Origin of the sequence: Trichocoleus sp. DQ-A3 (assembly GCF_039961975.1) — a bacterium.
Lineage (GTDB): Bacteria > Cyanobacteriota > Cyanobacteriia > Cyanobacteriales > FACHB-T130 > FACHB-T130.
Genome location: NZ_JAMPKC010000039.1, coordinates 1 through 16,179, shown reverse-complemented (window position 1 = coordinate 16,179; position 16,179 = coordinate 1). Strand labels below are relative to the sequence as shown.

Sequence of the window (16,179 nt, the reverse complement as noted above, 5' to 3'; positions counted from 1 at the left end):
CCTTCCAGTAAAAGCAAAATCAATCCAAAATTTAAAATCTAAAATCGATTTACCGTTGAACTAAATGTGAAGTTTTGTAAAACGTCGCATAATTCTGGACTTTTGAGTCCGAGAGGTAAATAGAGGTTTGCTAGTTTCATCTTGGTAATCGAACCTAAATTCTCACTTGTTTACCCGAAAACCAGACTAATGAACTTCAAGCTAAGGCACCAAAAGCTTGCGCCAGCTCCATACGTCTTGAGAGTACAGTCTTTATGCCCAAAAATACTGCTACTGATGATTTATCCGCCTCAGTAAATCACCCAATGCTCGGCAGGTTACTAGATGGACGCTATCAGATAATTGACAGCTTGGGCAGAGGTGGATTTGGTCAAACCTACATTGCCCAAGATACTCGTCGCCCTGGAAACCCAACCTGTGTCGTTAAACACCTCAAACCTGCTAGTAGCGATTCCGAATGCTTGCAAATCGCTCGGCGTCTATTCTGTAGCGAAGCCGAAATCTTAGAAAAATTGGGCTACCATGACCAAATTCCCCGGCTGTTAGCCTACTTTGAAGAAAACCAAGAGTTTTACTTAGTACAAGAGTTCATTGAAGGGCAACTGCTCAGTGAGGAACTACAACCCGGTCATTGCTGGAGTGAAAGCCAAGTTATCCAACTGCTCGGTGAAGTCTTGAGCATCCTGGAATTTGTTCACAGCTACGAAGTCATCCATCGCGATATCAAACCTGATAATCTCATCCGACGTAACCGGGACAAAAAATTAGTTCTGATTGACTTTGGCACCGTAAAACAAGTGCGGACACAGCTAGTGGTGCCACCGGAACAGCCAAACATAACGGTAGCTATTGGCACTACAGGGTATATGCCCACAGAACAAGGGCAAGGCAAACCTCGTCCCAACAGCGACATTTATGCGCTGGGGATTATTGGCATCCAAGCATTAACGGGGTTGAATCCGACACAATTTCAGGAAGACTCTGGGACTGGTGAACTCTTGTGGCGGCAACAGGTTCAGATTAGTTGTGGGCTGAAAGCGGTTCTAACCAAGATGGTGCGTTATCACTTCAAGGATCGCCACCAGTCTGTAGCGGAAACGCTGCAAGCTCTCCAACAATTAGCCAACATAAACTCATCAGTGCAAATTGCAAATCCTGCTAGATTTCAACGAACAGAAATCGCCACTCGCCCAAGACTACCAACAGAGATAGTTACCTCTCCTCAATCACCAGCACCTTCAGTACCTCAACCTGCACCGGAATTATCTGAGCAAAACGCACCGCCGATTTCTAATCAGCTAAGCGAAAAAATTGATTCGCCGATCGAGCATCCTCGGATTTTGCCCCGGCCTTACAAAGTTAAGAGCAAGAAAGACACCCGTAGATTACCTAACCTGATTAAAGGTTTTACCGCTTATCAAAAAATTTCTCTACTACTTGGGGCGGGATTGATTACAGCAGGAATCGCTATTTTTTTAATCTTTATTGTTGGTTTTGGCTCTAGGTATCAAAGTAGAAACTCTTCGACGCTAACTGTCCCACCAGAAGAATTTCTAGTAGATACACTTACTAGCGCCTCCACGAGCGAGTCGGTTGCCTTCAGTTCGGACGGAAAAACGCTTGTCACCGGTAGCATAGACCAAATAGTTAGGGTTTGGGATCTAAAGGCAGAAAACTCAAATCAAACTCTTTCTGACCACTCAGGAAGGGTTTACGATGTTGCCGTTAGCCCTGATGGTCAGACTTTGGCGAGCGGCAGCGAAGATAACACCATCAAAATTTGGAATTTGCATACAGGTGAACTGCTCCGTACTCTTAAAGGACATTTATGGTCAGTTTTATCAGTTGCTATTAGTTCTGATGGTCAGACTCTTGCCAGTGGCGGTGAGGATAACACCATCAAAATTTGGAATCTGAAGACGGGTAAATTACTTAATACGCTTTCCGGGTATACATCTGCCTTCTCTTCTGTTGAAATTGGTGCAGATGGCAGGCTCCTTGCCGGTGGCAGTTTGGATAATACTATCAAAATTTGGGAGTTGCATACGGGGAAACTCCTCCATATTCTTAGAGGGCATTCCGGGCAGGTTAATTCAGTGGCGATCGCTTCCAATAGTGCAATTCTCGCCAGTGGCAGTACAGACGGCACAATCAAAATTTGGAACCTCCACACCGGGGAATTACTCCATTCTCTTACAGGGCATTTAGACCCAGTTGAATCAGTCGCCATTAGCCCTGACAGTCAGAAGCTTGTCAGCGGTGGTAAGGACGGAACAATCAGAATTTGGAATTTGCTTACGGGTGATTTAATTCACACTTTCTTTGGGAATGCGAACCCCATTCATGCTGTAGCTTTTAGCCCTGACGGTCAGACTATTGCTAGTAGCAGTCAGGACAAGACAATCAAGATTTGGCAAGTGCCGTAAGGAGCCAAAGCGTTTCCGAGTAGGTACTTAATTGAGAAAAGCAGATTTCAGGAGCTGTACAAAGCAATGTCACTCAAATCTGATAAATTGGCAAATCGCCTTCAGGAAATTCAGCAATTTGTTGTTGCTAGAACTGCTCAAAATGAGACATTTCAAATAGTTGAGCAAGAATTGGTAAAAATTGCCGATTCTTTGAGGCAAGGGAAACTTACGCTCCAAATTGTTAGTCATAACCCAGTCCCGGCTCAAGCGCTACAAAACTTTCTTAGTAGTTACAAGCCTCTGCCAGAGTTCTATCATTTTCAGAGGATGCTATTGCTTGGAGAGCCTGAACAAGCTGCTCCCGAACCAGCTGCTGCTCTGATTCTTCAAGTCTCCTCTGCCAGCACGACTGGATTGCAGCAAACTCGTTATGAGCTTCCTATTAATCACACAGTAGTAATTGGACGCGATGACTCTCAGTGTCAGATTTGTCTGCCAGACCAGTACGCATGGGTTTCTGGGCGTCATGCCGAAATTCAATCTGTTTTAAATTCCGAAGTTGATTCTAGCCGTCCAAATTGGCAAATTAGCAACCTCAACAGCACCAATGGCACTTATTTAAATGGTCAGCGGTTGGAGGATCGTCAAACGGTACAATCGGGAGATCGCATCACTCTAGGTTATGAAAATCCGACTGAAAAAAGTCCAGAATTTATCTTTGAGTGTCAATCTCAGTTGGATAGCGACGTTTCTTCTAAGGTAGATGAGTTTTACAGGCAGCTGGTTGACTGCGATATTTTGTGTTTAGTGCTTGAACCCAACCAGATACTAACAGCCGATGAAAAGCAGCTGATTGAGAAAGCTAGTATTAGCCCAATTTCCTTACTTGTAGTACTCGTAGAACTCGCAGAGCCTCATCACCCGGTAGCTCAAGAAATTAAAACTAGTATTGCTGAACTTAAGGCTCGGCTTCAAAATCAAAATTCTAGCTTATCTCTTGAGCTAGTTCCTTTGCGATCGCACCTTGCCGATCCGGATGCAAAGGAACTAGACAGTTTTTGCAAGTCCCTAGAAAAATTAGTCAAGCGTAAGCCTGAAGACATTTTGATAAAACGGCTGACTGCACAGGTGGTATCCCAAATTGCTTTAATCGAAAAATTTTTCAATAATCAAGAAAAAGCTCTAGAAGCCGAAATTCAGCAAGATGAAGCAAAATTACGAGGAGGAAAAGGCGAGGACTTACAAAAGAAAACGGATAGAAGTATTAGGCAACTATCCGATGATAAAATAGAGCTTTTTAAGCAAGCTAAAGCTAAACTCAGTCAATCAAGAGGAAACTTATTAGATGAGTATCTGAGCGAAAGCCTTACCTCTAAAATCAGCGAAGCTGTAGATAAGCTAAAATCCCAGGTCATAAAGAAAGAGGGTTGTAAATATATTGAGCTGAGGGCAATCGTCACTAAACAGGTGACAGAGCGGCGAGGGGTTAAAAGTAGTAAGTCTAAAGAGAAAATTGTCGATGCAAATACTGCATTGATAGACCTTTGTCGTTCCGAATTAAGTCAGTGGGCTAATGAAGAATGGGAACGAATTTGTACTCAGTATAGTGACGGGGGATTGAAAGGAATTTTACAGAGAAATTCTGGAACACTAAATTTTATTCCTGGCTTGAACTTGAGCCATTCCGCTTTGCAGCTTAGACAAACGATAGATTTTCAAGAAATCTTTGCTTCGTCGCTCAAAAAACCTGCTAGTGAAACTCGATATCAAGAAGTTTCTCCGTTATTCTATCTTCTTAAGAAGGTCAGAAGCCAATGGATGCAGTTTATGTTTCTATTTAGCTTCTTGAGTGTTCTGGGGATTGCGGGTGGTGGTGGTAGAAGGCAGTTGATCCGAAGCCTTACTCAACCGATACGCGGAGTGTTTCACAATGCCCCTTTGGTATCATTTCTTTTCCTAGCTGGTCTTTGCTACTTCCTGTCTAAATTTTTGAAGCGTACTTATCAAAATTTCAAAGAAACTGAACAAGAAAAAGCTGTGGAGAAAATGAGAAATGAGTTGCGTAGTTACTATCAGTCTCTTGTAAAAAATCGCTTGGTAGAAAAAATTAGCCAAAAAATCATGCAAGCTTTAGAAGCAGAAGAACAACGGTTGGATGAACTTATTAAAACCGTTAAGCAGCTTGGTGAGCAATTTGTTACAGAAGCGGAAGGTAGTCAGTTGCCCCTCAAGTTGCGTATGAATAAACGCAAAGAACAACAGAATAATTTGAGAAAAGAGCTGAGTGAGTTACAGAAACTCAAGCGAATTTGACTTAAGTACGTAAACATTAAAAGATATAAAGTAGCTCCCTATTTGGTAATGAGGGAGCTGTTTTATAATGTTTCTGGTTTAATTCTGCCTACCTATTTAAACCTGCACTAGAGCTTCTTTGGCTTCTGTCAACAAATTTGTCGCTGTTTTGAAACCAGTATTTGTTAAATCGATGCCATCGACCAAGGTAGCATTAGCATCTATCACGCTTGCACTCGCTTCATTAACTGCACTGGTCAGTATCTCCATCAGTTCCTCAATTTTTTGAGTTGTACTCGTAAGTTCTTCAAATAAGCTATTCTGACCCTCGCTTACCTGGTCAACTGTCTCTTGCGCCGCTTGTTCAGTCGCATCTCCTATCGCTTGAAACTTCTCTGTGAAATTTTCTACCACTCCTTCAAGCTGTTGGGCAAATTCGGTCGATTTCGTGGTAATTTCAGGTATACACTGTTCAGAAATGTAGGTTTGCAGAGCTTCAACTCTTTGGTCTATAGCTGTTTGATGACTTTCTAGTTCACTATCTACGTCTTGTAGATAGTCTGTCGTTTGGGAAATAGTTTCTTCGACTTTTGAGCCGATTTCTTTCTCTTGGAGAGAAGTTAGGGATTCCTCGGAGTCTTTTACACTTTGTTCTAGTTCTGGTGTTAGTGCTTCGATACGATCATCTAAAGTTGCGAGCGCACTTTTTGTTTCCTCTAGCTCCTGCGTCAGCTCTTCTCCCAAGGCTTCAATTCTACTTTTAAGTTGCTCTAGCATCTGAGTGACTGACTCAGCCTCTGTAGCCAGTTCACTTTTGCCACTTGTCGCCTGCTCTAGTAGAGACTGAGCCTGGTCATTCAATTGCGTCCAAGCGGTCTCAACTTGTTCTTGGACTCTCGATACCTGTTCTTGCGTCTCTTGCAAGTTAGTTTGTGCTTCTTCAGTTTGCCCAAGCAGCGTCGTTAATTTAGCTGTTGTCTCTGATGCCATTGTCTGAAAATCAGCCATTGCTCCCCCTTCAATTTGTTCGGTTTATAAACCACCTCGCCTGGAACTCAAGTTCCAGACTAATAGCTAAAGTCCGTTTTAACGGGCTGGAAATCTAGAGTTTTAGTCAGATTTATCTGACTTCGGCTATTAGCCAGGGAATTGATTCCCTGGCTAATAGCCAACGTAGCAGTCATCTGGTGCTTAATTCATTACCCAAACGGTACTCCCACCTTGTCAGCGACTTCTTTCACCCGCTCAATCCCTTCTTCTAGTGGTCCAATCAATTCTTTCAACTCATTGATGAGTGGCTCTAACTCCTCGCGCTCACTTACAGCATCATCTTTTGCGTCTGTCAATTGGCTACTCGTATCTCGAACTACGTCTACTACCTTCTGAACAGCAGCTTCAACCATCTCTTTGAGTTCCTCTGTCTTTTGCTGAGCAGTTTCGATTAGTTGCTCAACTTCTCCTTGCACAATTTCTGTTTGCACATCCGTGACTTTTGTTTCCAACTCTTCTTGCAAGTCAGTAAAACTATCAATGATTTCTTGAATCTTGTCGCTGACTTCCTGTTGAGTTTCCTTTATCTCCTCAGTTAATTGGTTAATTTGGTCATTAGCAGTCGTTTTTGCCGTTTCAAGGCTCTGTTGTAGCTCATCAACTTCCTGCTTAGTCGAATCTACGGCACTGACTAGCTGTTCTTGACTAGAATTAATTTTTTCCTGAGCCTCATTGAGTGTCGTCTGAACTTCTTCACCAGCCGTCTCTACAGTTGTCTGCCCTTCATCTAACTGACTTTGGAGAGCCGTCAATTTTTCTTGAGCTTCTTGAATTTCACTAACTAGTTGCTCTTGCGCCTCAGTGATTTCACTCTTTAAAGTCTCAATATCACTCTCTAATTCAGTTACCGCTTGTTCTGTCTCTGTCTTCTGGGTTGATACTTCCGTTTGAAGTTCATCGAGAGCAGTGTCAAGCTGACTAAGAAGCTCTGTCGCTTGAGATTGCTTCTCTTCAAGGCTAGTTTCTAACTCGTCTACGCCAGTCTGAACTTCTTTTGTTTCCTCAACTAAAGTGTTCAGTTTTTCTGGGACTTTTGTTGCCATTTGTTCTAGTGATTCTGCTGTTGTACTCATGTTTATATGTCCTTCTTTCTTCTAAATTAAATGAGCCTAGAGCTACACAAATTGCTCACCTTCCTGTTTTAAAAATATACCCTTGACAACGGCTTTGCATGTCTTAATGTCAGTCTGACAATTCTCAATGATTTGAGACAGAACGTGAAGCCGATCTTCTTCGATAACTTCAGCGAGGTTACGGTTAAAGTTAGCGGAAAACAGTATTACGGCAATGCTTTCTTCTTCTAAAACGTTTAGTGCAGTATTTCTAACAGTTAGCGTAAGTTTACCTCTGTCAAGCTTGTAGATAAAGTTAACTACAGCCTGACAATATCCCGATCACATGAGTGTGATCGATCAGAGGGCAGAAGTGTTTCAAGTAACTACTGATGAATGCGAACAATTTAATGCTCCATTATTGAATTCTAAGTTTGAAAGTTTAGCTGCTTTAGCTATTTCTTATTCATTGAAATCATCAACAATTTCTCCATATGAGCGGTACTTTCCATCCTCAGCAGGATCTCTATGATGTCTCTCTTGCCTTTCATCACGAGTAAATTCTCTGTCTGCTCGCCTTTCAGCCTCTCTTTGAGCAGAATCAAATTGGCTATTCTCTCTTTGATTTCTACCCATATTTCCATAGTTGTTCTCTCTTGGATCTTCGTAGTCATCGCCATACCCATATCGTTCGGCATACTCATCGTACTTATCATCATCACTACCGCTGTGGTCATCACCCCCATCAGAATCACGATCTCTACTGTGTCCAGCGCCAAAAGCAGCACTACCAAATGCTAATCCTGCATTCATGTAGTTTCCTTGTTCTGCCTGATCAACGCTTTCAGCAACACCCTCGGCAGTATCAACAGCATCTGCTGTTCTACGGATACCTTGAGCAGCATCCATTGCTCTAGTTCCAAGTCTGGCAGCAGCGGCAGCATCACCAGCTCCAGGAATAGCAGCAGCCGCCGAAAAAGCAGCGTTTTTGTAGTCTCCTTCCGCTGCATACCAAGCTGCATGTGCCAAATCCGCAGCAGTGCCCAAACCTGGAATGAAACCTGCTGCATCTAAGACTGTGTGACCAATATCACTTATGCTGGCATTGCTGACTGAATCCCTGAACCTATCAAACAACCCTTTATTCTCCTCTTGCGGTTCAGGAGGATGTTCTTCATGACCCAGCATTCCTCTCGCTTCTGACAATTGATCTTTGGCTGCTTGGTGACGATCCCTAGCTCCATCAATTCGGGGCATCAGGTCAGTTGCTCCACCCATGATTTAAATCTCCATAACGTAATAAACGTCGCCAAACTTGCAATGTCATCGACCCATCAACCAACCCCAATTTCTTCGAGCGCATCATTAACCGCAACCATCGTTGTTCCCGTCGCCTCTAACTCTGCCAAGATTGATTAGAAAGAAGCGATCGCAAATTCTCCTAAATTCATCTTCAAACCTTAGGTTCGGCAATCAATCGAAGGGATCTAATCCAACGATGGTGTCCTTCCAATCTCCAAGCATCCCGCGCTCAACGGCACTCCTTGTGTTCGAGACCGCTCCGAACATACCCAGACCAATGGTGGCTTGACCAGCTACTATCCCAAAAGGGTTCCTAGTTGCCATCATTGCGAATCCTGCGGTAGTCTCTACTCCGGCTAGACCCATGCGTTTCGCCCAGCCCTCGGTCACGCTATCCTCAGGGTTGTTCAAAAGATCGATGGAGGCACCCGTGAAGGGGCCTGAGTTAATTCCTACTGTTTCGAGCAAAGGCACTCCATAGACTGCTATGCCGAAGTGTGCCGGATCGATGAAGCCGTTCCCCCCACCGCCTGATGTGTCGTAGGCGTTGACGTGAGCCTGATACACCTTGCTAAAGGAGAGTTGACCAGACCCTCCGGCAGCAATATTTGCCTCAATCATGGATCTTTGCTGACTGACCAAGGAATTGCGAGCGTTATACCACGCATTCCCCGGCCCTGTGCCATGTCCGACATAATTGGTTGCTCCATTCTGCGCCCAAGCACCACTGGGAATGCCGTTTATGTTGTAACCTGGCATATACTGGGCATAATCGCGGTAAAAGTCGTTGTCTTCGGTGGGCGATCGGCGAGAAGTATTGTAGCCGAGTAGGTTCGCTAGCCCAATAACAGGATTGATAGGGCTGTTAAAGATATTGGAAACTAGATTATCTTTAGGTGCCATAACCTCGTCGTTAGAGCCGTTAGTGGTATATTCAGCCGCCTCTGCGGGTGTGTACCTAGCTCGACCGCCTCGGACGATTTCCCGATCATAATCACTGCCGCTTGAAAGACCCGAAGATGGGTGCTTCTGTATTGCTTGGGCTTCTGACAACAGATTGTTAGCTGATTGGAGACGAGTCCTAGCTTGGTCGATCCGAGGCATCAAATTAGCTGATCCACTCATAATTCAAATCTCTTTAACGTAGTAAACGTCGCCAAAAGTAAAGACATTGCTTTATCAACCCACAGCAATTTCTTCCAGCGCATCATTAACAGCAACCATTGTTGTTCCTGCCGCCTCTAACTCTGCCAAAATTGGCTCCAGTTCAGCCGTTGTATCTTCTCCTGAATTCATCACGGTTGCACTCTCATCCACCTCACCAAGAATTGCCTCAATTACTTCTCCAGTTACCTCCTCGACAGCCGTCTCTATCTCCTCTCGGAACGTGTTCTCACACTCCTCACCAAGATCGGAGAGAACTTCTGAACTATCCTCTTTGTAGTTGTCAGCTATCTCTTCAACTTCCGTCTTGAAGGTGTCAAACAATTCTGTTACTTCTGTTTCACAATCGTTAAAGCTAGTTGTCAACTCACTCTCTTCCTGACCCAATTGCTCACTAAAGTCAGTTAAGGTAGTTTGTACTTCTTCCTGGCTTTCAGTAATCTCACTAATCAATTCCTCAAAATCTGTGTCTACCTCAGAAAATGCTTCTACTTGTTGCTCAAGGTCTGTAACGGCTTCATCTAGATTATTAAATGACTCTTTTGTTTCATTAATTGCCTCAGTTAGAAACTCTTCAACCTGATCAACCGCTTCTACCATCTCAGCAAAAGCTTCTTCAACTTCCGTCATCTCTCCTTCAAGTTTGGTTTTACTCTTATTAATCTCTGTCTCAAAGGTAGTGTGAATTTCTTCGAGGGTTTGTAGAGCTTCATCTAATCCTTCGGCTCCCTCAGTCGTAACCTGTTGCAGCCCTTTTAACTCCTCTATTACTTCCGCTTCAGCACTCTCAAGATTATCTTCAGCCTCTTGTAAAGTTTGGGCTAATGCTTCCCAGTGAGTTGCTATTTCAGTTCCTTCATTTAAAGCGTCACTTTCTGATTCAATTTCTGAACAAACTTCATCAAATTGAGTACAAGCTTGCTCAAGAACAGCCAAAAGCCGATCTAAACTCTCACTGGTTTCTTCAACAGTTTGATTAAGCTCTATAACCTCTGCCATGACAATTTACACCATGTCCCTTGGGAAAGAATTTTTGTTTCGGTACCTGCTCTAGAATGCGATCTCTTGCTGTAAACTAATGCAATGTAAATCCAACTGGTTTGAGTGTAGTAGGCGATCGTTCAGTCAATAACTAGCTGCCGCCTGTACTGCCACCACCGCAGTCACCACCAGAGCTACCACCACCGTAGTCGCCACCGGAACTGCTGCCGTAATCGCTACTAGAACTGCTGCCGTAATCGCTACTAGAACTGCTACCGTAATCGCTACTAGAGCTGCCGCCGTAGTTGATGTAGCTGTTGTAGCTGCTTCCACCACGCCTACTAGAACGACGGAAGTTTCTGCATCCATTTGCACTAGCAATAAGCATCGCAAACCCAACAATGATAAAAACCAAGAGTAAGATTTCCATATCCTCTACTTCTCCTTTATCTACGTAGTCTATGAACTAGCCCAGTTTTTCCTCCACCTCTTCTAGAACTGGCATCACCTCCTGAATAATCTCAACTACCTCGCCAATCTTGTCTATCACCTCACCAAACTTGTCATTCATCTGCTCACAATTGTCTGTACTAGATTCACCCAAAGTTGATAAAGCCCCAGCCAATTGTTGTGCCGCATTATTAATCTCACCGTTAGCCTCCATAAACTTTTGCCCTATTTCTGTAAGTGCCTCATTAGCGGCTGTGTCTAGAGCATTATCGAGTTCTGTTAACTGGTTATTACTCTCCTCCATCAATTCACCAAAATCTTCCATCACAGCTTCTAGCTTTTCACCAATTTCCTGCTCAAGCGTGCTGAACTGTTCCGTTAATTCAGTCTGATGTTCATTAAAGCTAGTTCTCGCTGTCTCAACGGCTTTACGCAGCCCTTCAATGTTACTAGTAGCCGTGTTCTCCAAACTATCAGCTTCGGACTCAAACTCCTGAGACTGTTGAGACAAATTACTTAAATTTTCTTGTGTTTCTTTCGCCTTATCTTCAATTTGCGAAAGCATTTCTTCTGCCTGACTCCTCAAATCACTCAGTTGGCTTTTTATCTCACTCGCCATTTCCTCTAGCTGAGTTTCTACGGCTCCGGCTTTCTCCCGCAGTTCGTTCAAGTCCTCTTTGGCACTTTGTAACTCAGTCTCAAGGCTTTGCTCAGTTTCTGTAAGCTTATTCCCTAACGTTTCAAAACTGTCTTGAGCTTCCTGCTCTGTATTAGTAAGGCTTTCCGTTAAGGTGGTTAAGAATTGCTCAATCTGACTTACTCCGTCTAAGGCACGGTCCGCTTCCTGGGAGAGGTCTTGCATTCTCTCCAGACCTTCGTCAATTAAGGCATTGATGTCTGACATAACTACCGGAACCTACGCTTTAACGATCAAAGAGCCAAGGGAACTCTCTATCTTTGTCTCAGGTATGAAGCCGCAAAGTTATGCCAAATGAAACTTTTCGTTACAAAACTCTTCAAAGGAGTTGGTACACCTCTTCCTAGAAAGCTAAGTTTTGTGGAATAGAGGCCGAAAAGTATTGCTCTAGCGTTGGTTTAAAGATTTCGGATTGCCGGATTCAACTGGGCTTATCAATTCCGCTGCATCCGCCTCACCAGAGAATCATGGTTTCGGGCGCAATCGATGATTTTGCTTATGCCTGCGCTGTTATCACCGTCATCAAGTAAAGTCTGTGACCCTAAATTTGTAACTAATAGTAGAATCGGCATAGATGCCAGAACCAGGTTCCCTCTAGTGTCCACAGTTCTTCCGATTCAGCAAGGAATTGGAAATCAAGACAGCGATCGCTGTCTGATCCCGTGGGATGCATGGCAGCACTATAAAAGGATTACGAAGATTGAGCTAAAGCGCGATCTCAGCTTATCTTTTCAAGACTGCTCCGGCTGCTCTTGAAGGGAGCGAGATCGTTCCCTTCAAGAGCAACGCCACAAGGTAGAAGCGAAGCTTATAGGGTGCGATCTGCGCGAAGCTGTGGCATGACTTATGGCTTTGAAGCAATAGACCTTATGGAAAAGTCGCAGGTGAGATGGTTACAGTCGGGAAAACCATGTTTACCGTTGTGGATGAAACCATTTTTGACCGTTTTGGAAGACGCACAAATAGGACATACAGGCATGGAAGGAGAGCAACAAGAAACTCTACTTCTCCATCATTACATCTTGAACACTACCCCTTCTAAATCTGCAAGCCTTCCAGTAAAAGCAAAATCAATCCAAAATCTAAAAACGATCTACCGTTTAACTAAATGTGAAGTTTTGTAAAACATCGCATAATTCTGGACTTTTGAGTCCGAGAAGTAAATAGAGGTTTGCTAGTTTCATCTTGGTAATCGAACCTAAATTCTCACTTGTGTAGTGCTCAAGATGTAATGATGGATGATGGATAAGTAGAGTTTCTCGCTGCTCACCTTCTATGCCTGCCTGCCCAACTTGTGCATCTTTTCACACGGTAAAGAATGGTCATATTCACAACGGGAAACAACGGTTTAAGTGTCGGGAGTGTGGACGACAGTTCATTGAGCAACCCACGAAAAAAGTGATTGACCAGACCACACGAGACCTGATTGACCGATTGCTCCTCGAACGAATTTCGTTGGCAGGGATTGCTCGTGCAGTCCAGGTTTCTGAGCAGTGGTTGCAAAGCTATGTGAATCAGAAATATGCTCTTGTGCCTCGCCAAGTTCAGGTGACATCCAAAAAAAGGAGAGGCTAACGATGCAATGTGATGAACTCTGGTCATTTGTAGAGAACAAGAGGAATAAGCAGTGGATCTGGTTAGCCCTCAATGTGGACATGCGTGAGATTGAGATGTCGGGGTGTACATTGGTGGACGAGATAAAACTGCTGCTCAGTAACTGTGGGCATCATTACCGCCCGTCTACCGACAGTGTGCAGTTGCATATACCGATTTCTAAACAGCTTATGCAGCAGGTTTTCCAAGCAAGCGCCATCAAGCGGTAGGCAAAGAAACTGGTTTAACGAGCTACCGAAGAGCGATTCAACAACACCTTACGCCAGCGCGTTTCCCGGTTAGTGCGGAAAACCTTATCGTTTTCAAAGTCGTTGGAGAATCACATTGGTGCAATTTGGTACTTCATCCATCATTACAATGCGTCATTACTTCTTTAGGACTACCCCTTTATAAACTCTAGGAGCAATCTACATCATGTTTTCCCCACGTAATCTGCGTTTGGGTCTATTCCTAATGGGCCTGACAGTGAGCTTAGGAATACTAGCCATCATGCGATCAACGACAGCTCAAGTCCCAAACAACTTAAAAAGTGTGGCGCTGCAACGGGTGAGTAAGCTTAGCGGACTACCGCTTAATCGGTTGACTGTAGTTAACTCAGCCACAGCTAAGTACCAACGTAAGGGCGAGACTGTCTTCAAGGTTAAGGTAACTGATAATCAATCTGGGAAAATATACGGTCTGACTTTGGATAACAGTGGGGAGGAACTTAGCGCAACGCAACTACAAGCTAGCGAACAGGCGGCTTCTGCTGCACAGTACGGAAAGCTTGAGCCAGCTCTTGCTCAGCGGTTAACAGGTATTCCACAAAATCAGCCACTCCGGGTGATAATCTGGCTCAAGCAACCTTCAAATACTGGAGCATCACGTCCTGCTCCCAACCCCAGTAGCGCTTCCCGTGCCTCACAAGCACAAGTAAATGCCTTCTTTGAGCAGGTAGATGCACAGCGAGCTGCTAAAGTGCAGCCTATTGTTTCCCCAGTAGCTAACAAGCTGAAGAGCTTTGGCTCCAACGTAAGAACAGAAAAATATTCCCCTGTTGTTTATGCCAGTCTGACACCCCAGGCAATCAAGCAAGTAGCACAGTGGGGCGAGGTTGACCAGATATATCAGGAGCGCCAAGTTCAGCCCAATTTAGATGTGGCGCGTCAAGTCATAGCTGCAAATGTTGTAAATAACCGAGGCTTTACTGGTTCGGGTGTCAAAGTGGCACAGATTGAAGTCGGTGGGATTATTGCTACAAATAACCCTTACCTCTCCGGCACAACTCAGGATACAACTTACGGATGCTTAAGTAGTCACAGCACAGGAGTGGCTGGTATTATTCGTAGCACCCATCCGAAAGCCCGTGGTATTGCTCCAGGCGTTTTACTGTGGGCGGGCGGCTCGTGCGGTGGCTGGCCTAGCGAGCTTCAGAACCGCTCAACATCTGCCGCTGATTGGGGAGCTGAGGTTTTCAACCTCAGCTTGGGAGGCGACTTCGGGGTTGATAGCTTTGCTAAATTCTATGATGACATGGTAATCAACCGCTATCGGACAGTCGTTATAGCCGCGGGCAATTCCGGGAATACTGGCAACGTTTCGAGTCCGGCAACAGCATACAACGTCATCTCTGTAGGCAGCTTTGACGATCAAAATACTACCAGCTGGACTGATGACATAATCAGCCCGTTTTCAAGTGGGAAAGATCCCAGTTCAACTCATGGCGATCGCGAAAAGCCAGAGGTGGCGGCACCAGGCCAGAACATCAACAGTACAACCAATTCATCTCCTTGGACAGGCCCAATCGGGTCTGGGACAAGTTACGCTTCGCCAATGGTGGCTGGTGTGGCCGCACAGATGATTCAGCGCAACAGCAGTTTGGGTTCCTGGCCTGAAGCGGTCAAGGCAATCCTTATGACTACTGCCGTACACAATATTGAAGGCAACACGCGACTCAGTGAATTAGACGGTACTGGCGGAATTGTTGCCGATCGAGCAGACGATGTAGCTCACGGAGTAGGTGGCAGTTGGGGAGGACAGCCCTACTCCTGTAGTGAACCTAGCTCAGTTGATGTGGCAACAGTAGGCTTAACGGGCGGGCAGCGCACTCGCTCCACAATAGTTTGGAATCAAAACCCCAACTATTCTAGTTATTCCTCTCAACCTAGTGCCGACCTAGATTTTCAAATAGTCAATTCATCAGGCAGCGTGGTTGCTGGCTCCTACAGCTACGACAACACTTCCGAGATCGTTGACTTTACCCCCAATAGCAGTGGTACTTACAAACTGCGCGTGAGCAAGTACCGGTGTGATATGAGTCCTCAATGGCTTGGATGGGCGTGGCGTCAAGGTAATTAAGCCCAAGCCGTTTTTCAATCCCATCCAACGGCTTTCCTGGGCTAAAACAAGGTGTGCTTGGGTGAGTTTTGAGGTTGGGTAAGCGCGATTGCCCTTTTTACCAAGAGGGCAATCGCGCTTTGAAATTTATGGAAAAAAGTGCGGAACCCTAAAAAAATATGCAGACTTCTATTACTTTTCCCTCCGCTTGGCAACAGTTAAAAAGTCATAAAATTACCTGTGAGGAAGCCGTAAAGCTTTTGGTGGACGAGCAAGGAGTCGTCAACCTTGACTTGCTAGATTCAGAAGTTAACTTGCGCTTTTTTCGGAAAGCCTCTAATCGCCAATCTTTCCCTCCCCTCATTCCCTTATTGCTCTGGCGTAACTGCTACTACTTAGGCAGTACAGTTGCTCTAAAAGAAGAGGAGGTCAAAAAGCTAAGCCACTGCACGCTCACCGATATCAAAATAATTCCGATTGCAGAGAAAAGCTATCGCGCTTGGTATGTCACCCAAACCTTCAACACTAATAGCATCAGCGCCACCTCTCTAATCAATCCTCTTACAGGAGAAGCCGAACCAGAAGACATCACAGAAACTACAGAACTTTGTCTATCACGAGCTGCTGACCAAATCGGGCGTGTAAAAACCATTATTTCTGGTGCCTTACGCAATCGAGCAAGCGATATCCATTTAGAACCAATGCCAGAAGGTTTACGGGTACGTTATCGCATTGACGGCGTTCTGCGGAACATCACCACTCTACCGCTAGATGTAAGTCGAAAAGTAGTAGTTACTCTAAAAGTCATGTCCGAGATAGATATAGCTGAAAGCCGCCGCCCCCAAGATGGACG

12 protein-coding genes and 1 pseudogene are annotated in these 16,179 nt (G+C 44.7%); 6 read left to right on the top strand and 7 right to left on the bottom strand.

What is annotated here, in order from left to right; genetic code table 11:
* Positions 1-305 precede the first annotated feature (305 nt).
* Both NDI44_RS26795 and NDI44_RS26790 read left to right on the top strand, forming a co-directional pair.
* Positions 306-2,426, top strand: coding sequence for a serine/threonine-protein kinase (locus tag NDI44_RS26795; protein ID WP_347276919.1), 2,121 nt, complete (start codon positions 306-308; stop codon positions 2,424-2,426).
* A 66-nt stretch (positions 2,427-2,492) separates the two neighbouring features.
* Entirely contained in the window at positions 2,493-4,721 is a 2,229-nt protein-coding gene (locus NDI44_RS26790; RefSeq protein ID WP_190416049.1) for an FHA domain-containing protein, read from the top strand.
* A gap of 96 nt (positions 4,722-4,817) precedes the next feature.
* On the opposite strand, the gene NDI44_RS26785 is transcribed toward NDI44_RS26790, so the two are convergent.
* From NDI44_RS26785 to NDI44_RS26755, 7 genes are all read right to left on the bottom strand, one after another.
* The gene (locus NDI44_RS26785) at positions 4,818-5,708 is read right to left on the bottom strand and encodes a hypothetical protein (protein WP_190416048.1); all 891 of its coding nucleotides are present in this window, start codon (positions 5,706-5,708) and stop codon (positions 4,818-4,820) included.
* 191 nt (positions 5,709-5,899) lie between these two features.
* Positions 5,900-6,823, bottom strand: coding sequence for a hypothetical protein (locus NDI44_RS26780; RefSeq protein WP_190416047.1), 924 nt, complete (start codon positions 6,821-6,823; stop codon positions 5,900-5,902).
* Positions 6,824-7,264: 441 nt separating this feature from the next.
* Positions 7,265-8,080, bottom strand: a complete 816-nt coding sequence (locus tag NDI44_RS26775) for a hypothetical protein (RefSeq protein ID WP_190416046.1) — start codon at positions 8,078-8,080, stop codon at positions 7,265-7,267.
* A 195-nt stretch (positions 8,081-8,275) separates the two neighbouring features.
* Positions 8,276-9,229: a hypothetical protein gene (locus NDI44_RS26770; RefSeq protein ID WP_190416045.1), complete on the bottom strand. Its 954-nt coding sequence runs from the start codon at positions 9,227-9,229 to the stop codon at positions 8,276-8,278.
* Positions 9,230-9,283: 54 nt separating this feature from the next.
* Positions 9,284-10,267, bottom strand: a complete 984-nt coding sequence (locus NDI44_RS26765; protein ID WP_190416044.1) for a hypothetical protein — start codon at positions 10,265-10,267, stop codon at positions 9,284-9,286.
* 126 nt (positions 10,268-10,393) lie between these two features.
* Positions 10,394-10,618 carry a hypothetical protein gene (locus NDI44_RS26760; protein WP_190416043.1) on the bottom strand — a complete coding sequence of 75 codons (225 nt, stop codon included), beginning with the start codon at positions 10,616-10,618 and terminating at the stop codon, positions 10,394-10,396.
* Between the two features lie 97 nt (positions 10,619-10,715).
* Positions 10,716-11,603: a hypothetical protein gene (locus tag NDI44_RS26755; protein WP_190416042.1), complete on the bottom strand. Its 888-nt coding sequence runs from the start codon at positions 11,601-11,603 to the stop codon at positions 10,716-10,718.
* A gap of 632 nt (positions 11,604-12,235) precedes the next feature.
* On the opposite strand from NDI44_RS26755, the gene NDI44_RS26750 reads away from it, so the two are divergent.
* The 4 genes and pseudogenes from NDI44_RS26750 to NDI44_RS26735 form a co-directional block, all read left to right on the top strand.
* Complete coding sequence (locus NDI44_RS26750) at positions 12,236-12,520, top strand: hypothetical protein (protein ID WP_190416040.1); 285 nt, start codon at positions 12,236-12,238, stop codon at positions 12,518-12,520.
* Between the two features lie 151 nt (positions 12,521-12,671).
* A pseudogene (locus NDI44_RS26745) lies at positions 12,672-13,387 on the top strand (IS1 family transposase).
* A gap of 112 nt (positions 13,388-13,499) precedes the next feature.
* Positions 13,500-15,347 carry a S8 family serine peptidase gene (locus tag NDI44_RS26740; protein WP_190416039.1) on the top strand — a complete coding sequence of 616 codons (1,848 nt, stop codon included), beginning with the start codon at positions 13,500-13,502 and terminating at the stop codon, positions 15,345-15,347.
* A gap of 158 nt (positions 15,348-15,505) precedes the next feature.
* Positions 15,506-16,179 (top strand): ATPase, T2SS/T4P/T4SS family (locus NDI44_RS26735; protein WP_190416038.1); only part of this gene is annotated, 674 nt, incomplete at its 3' end.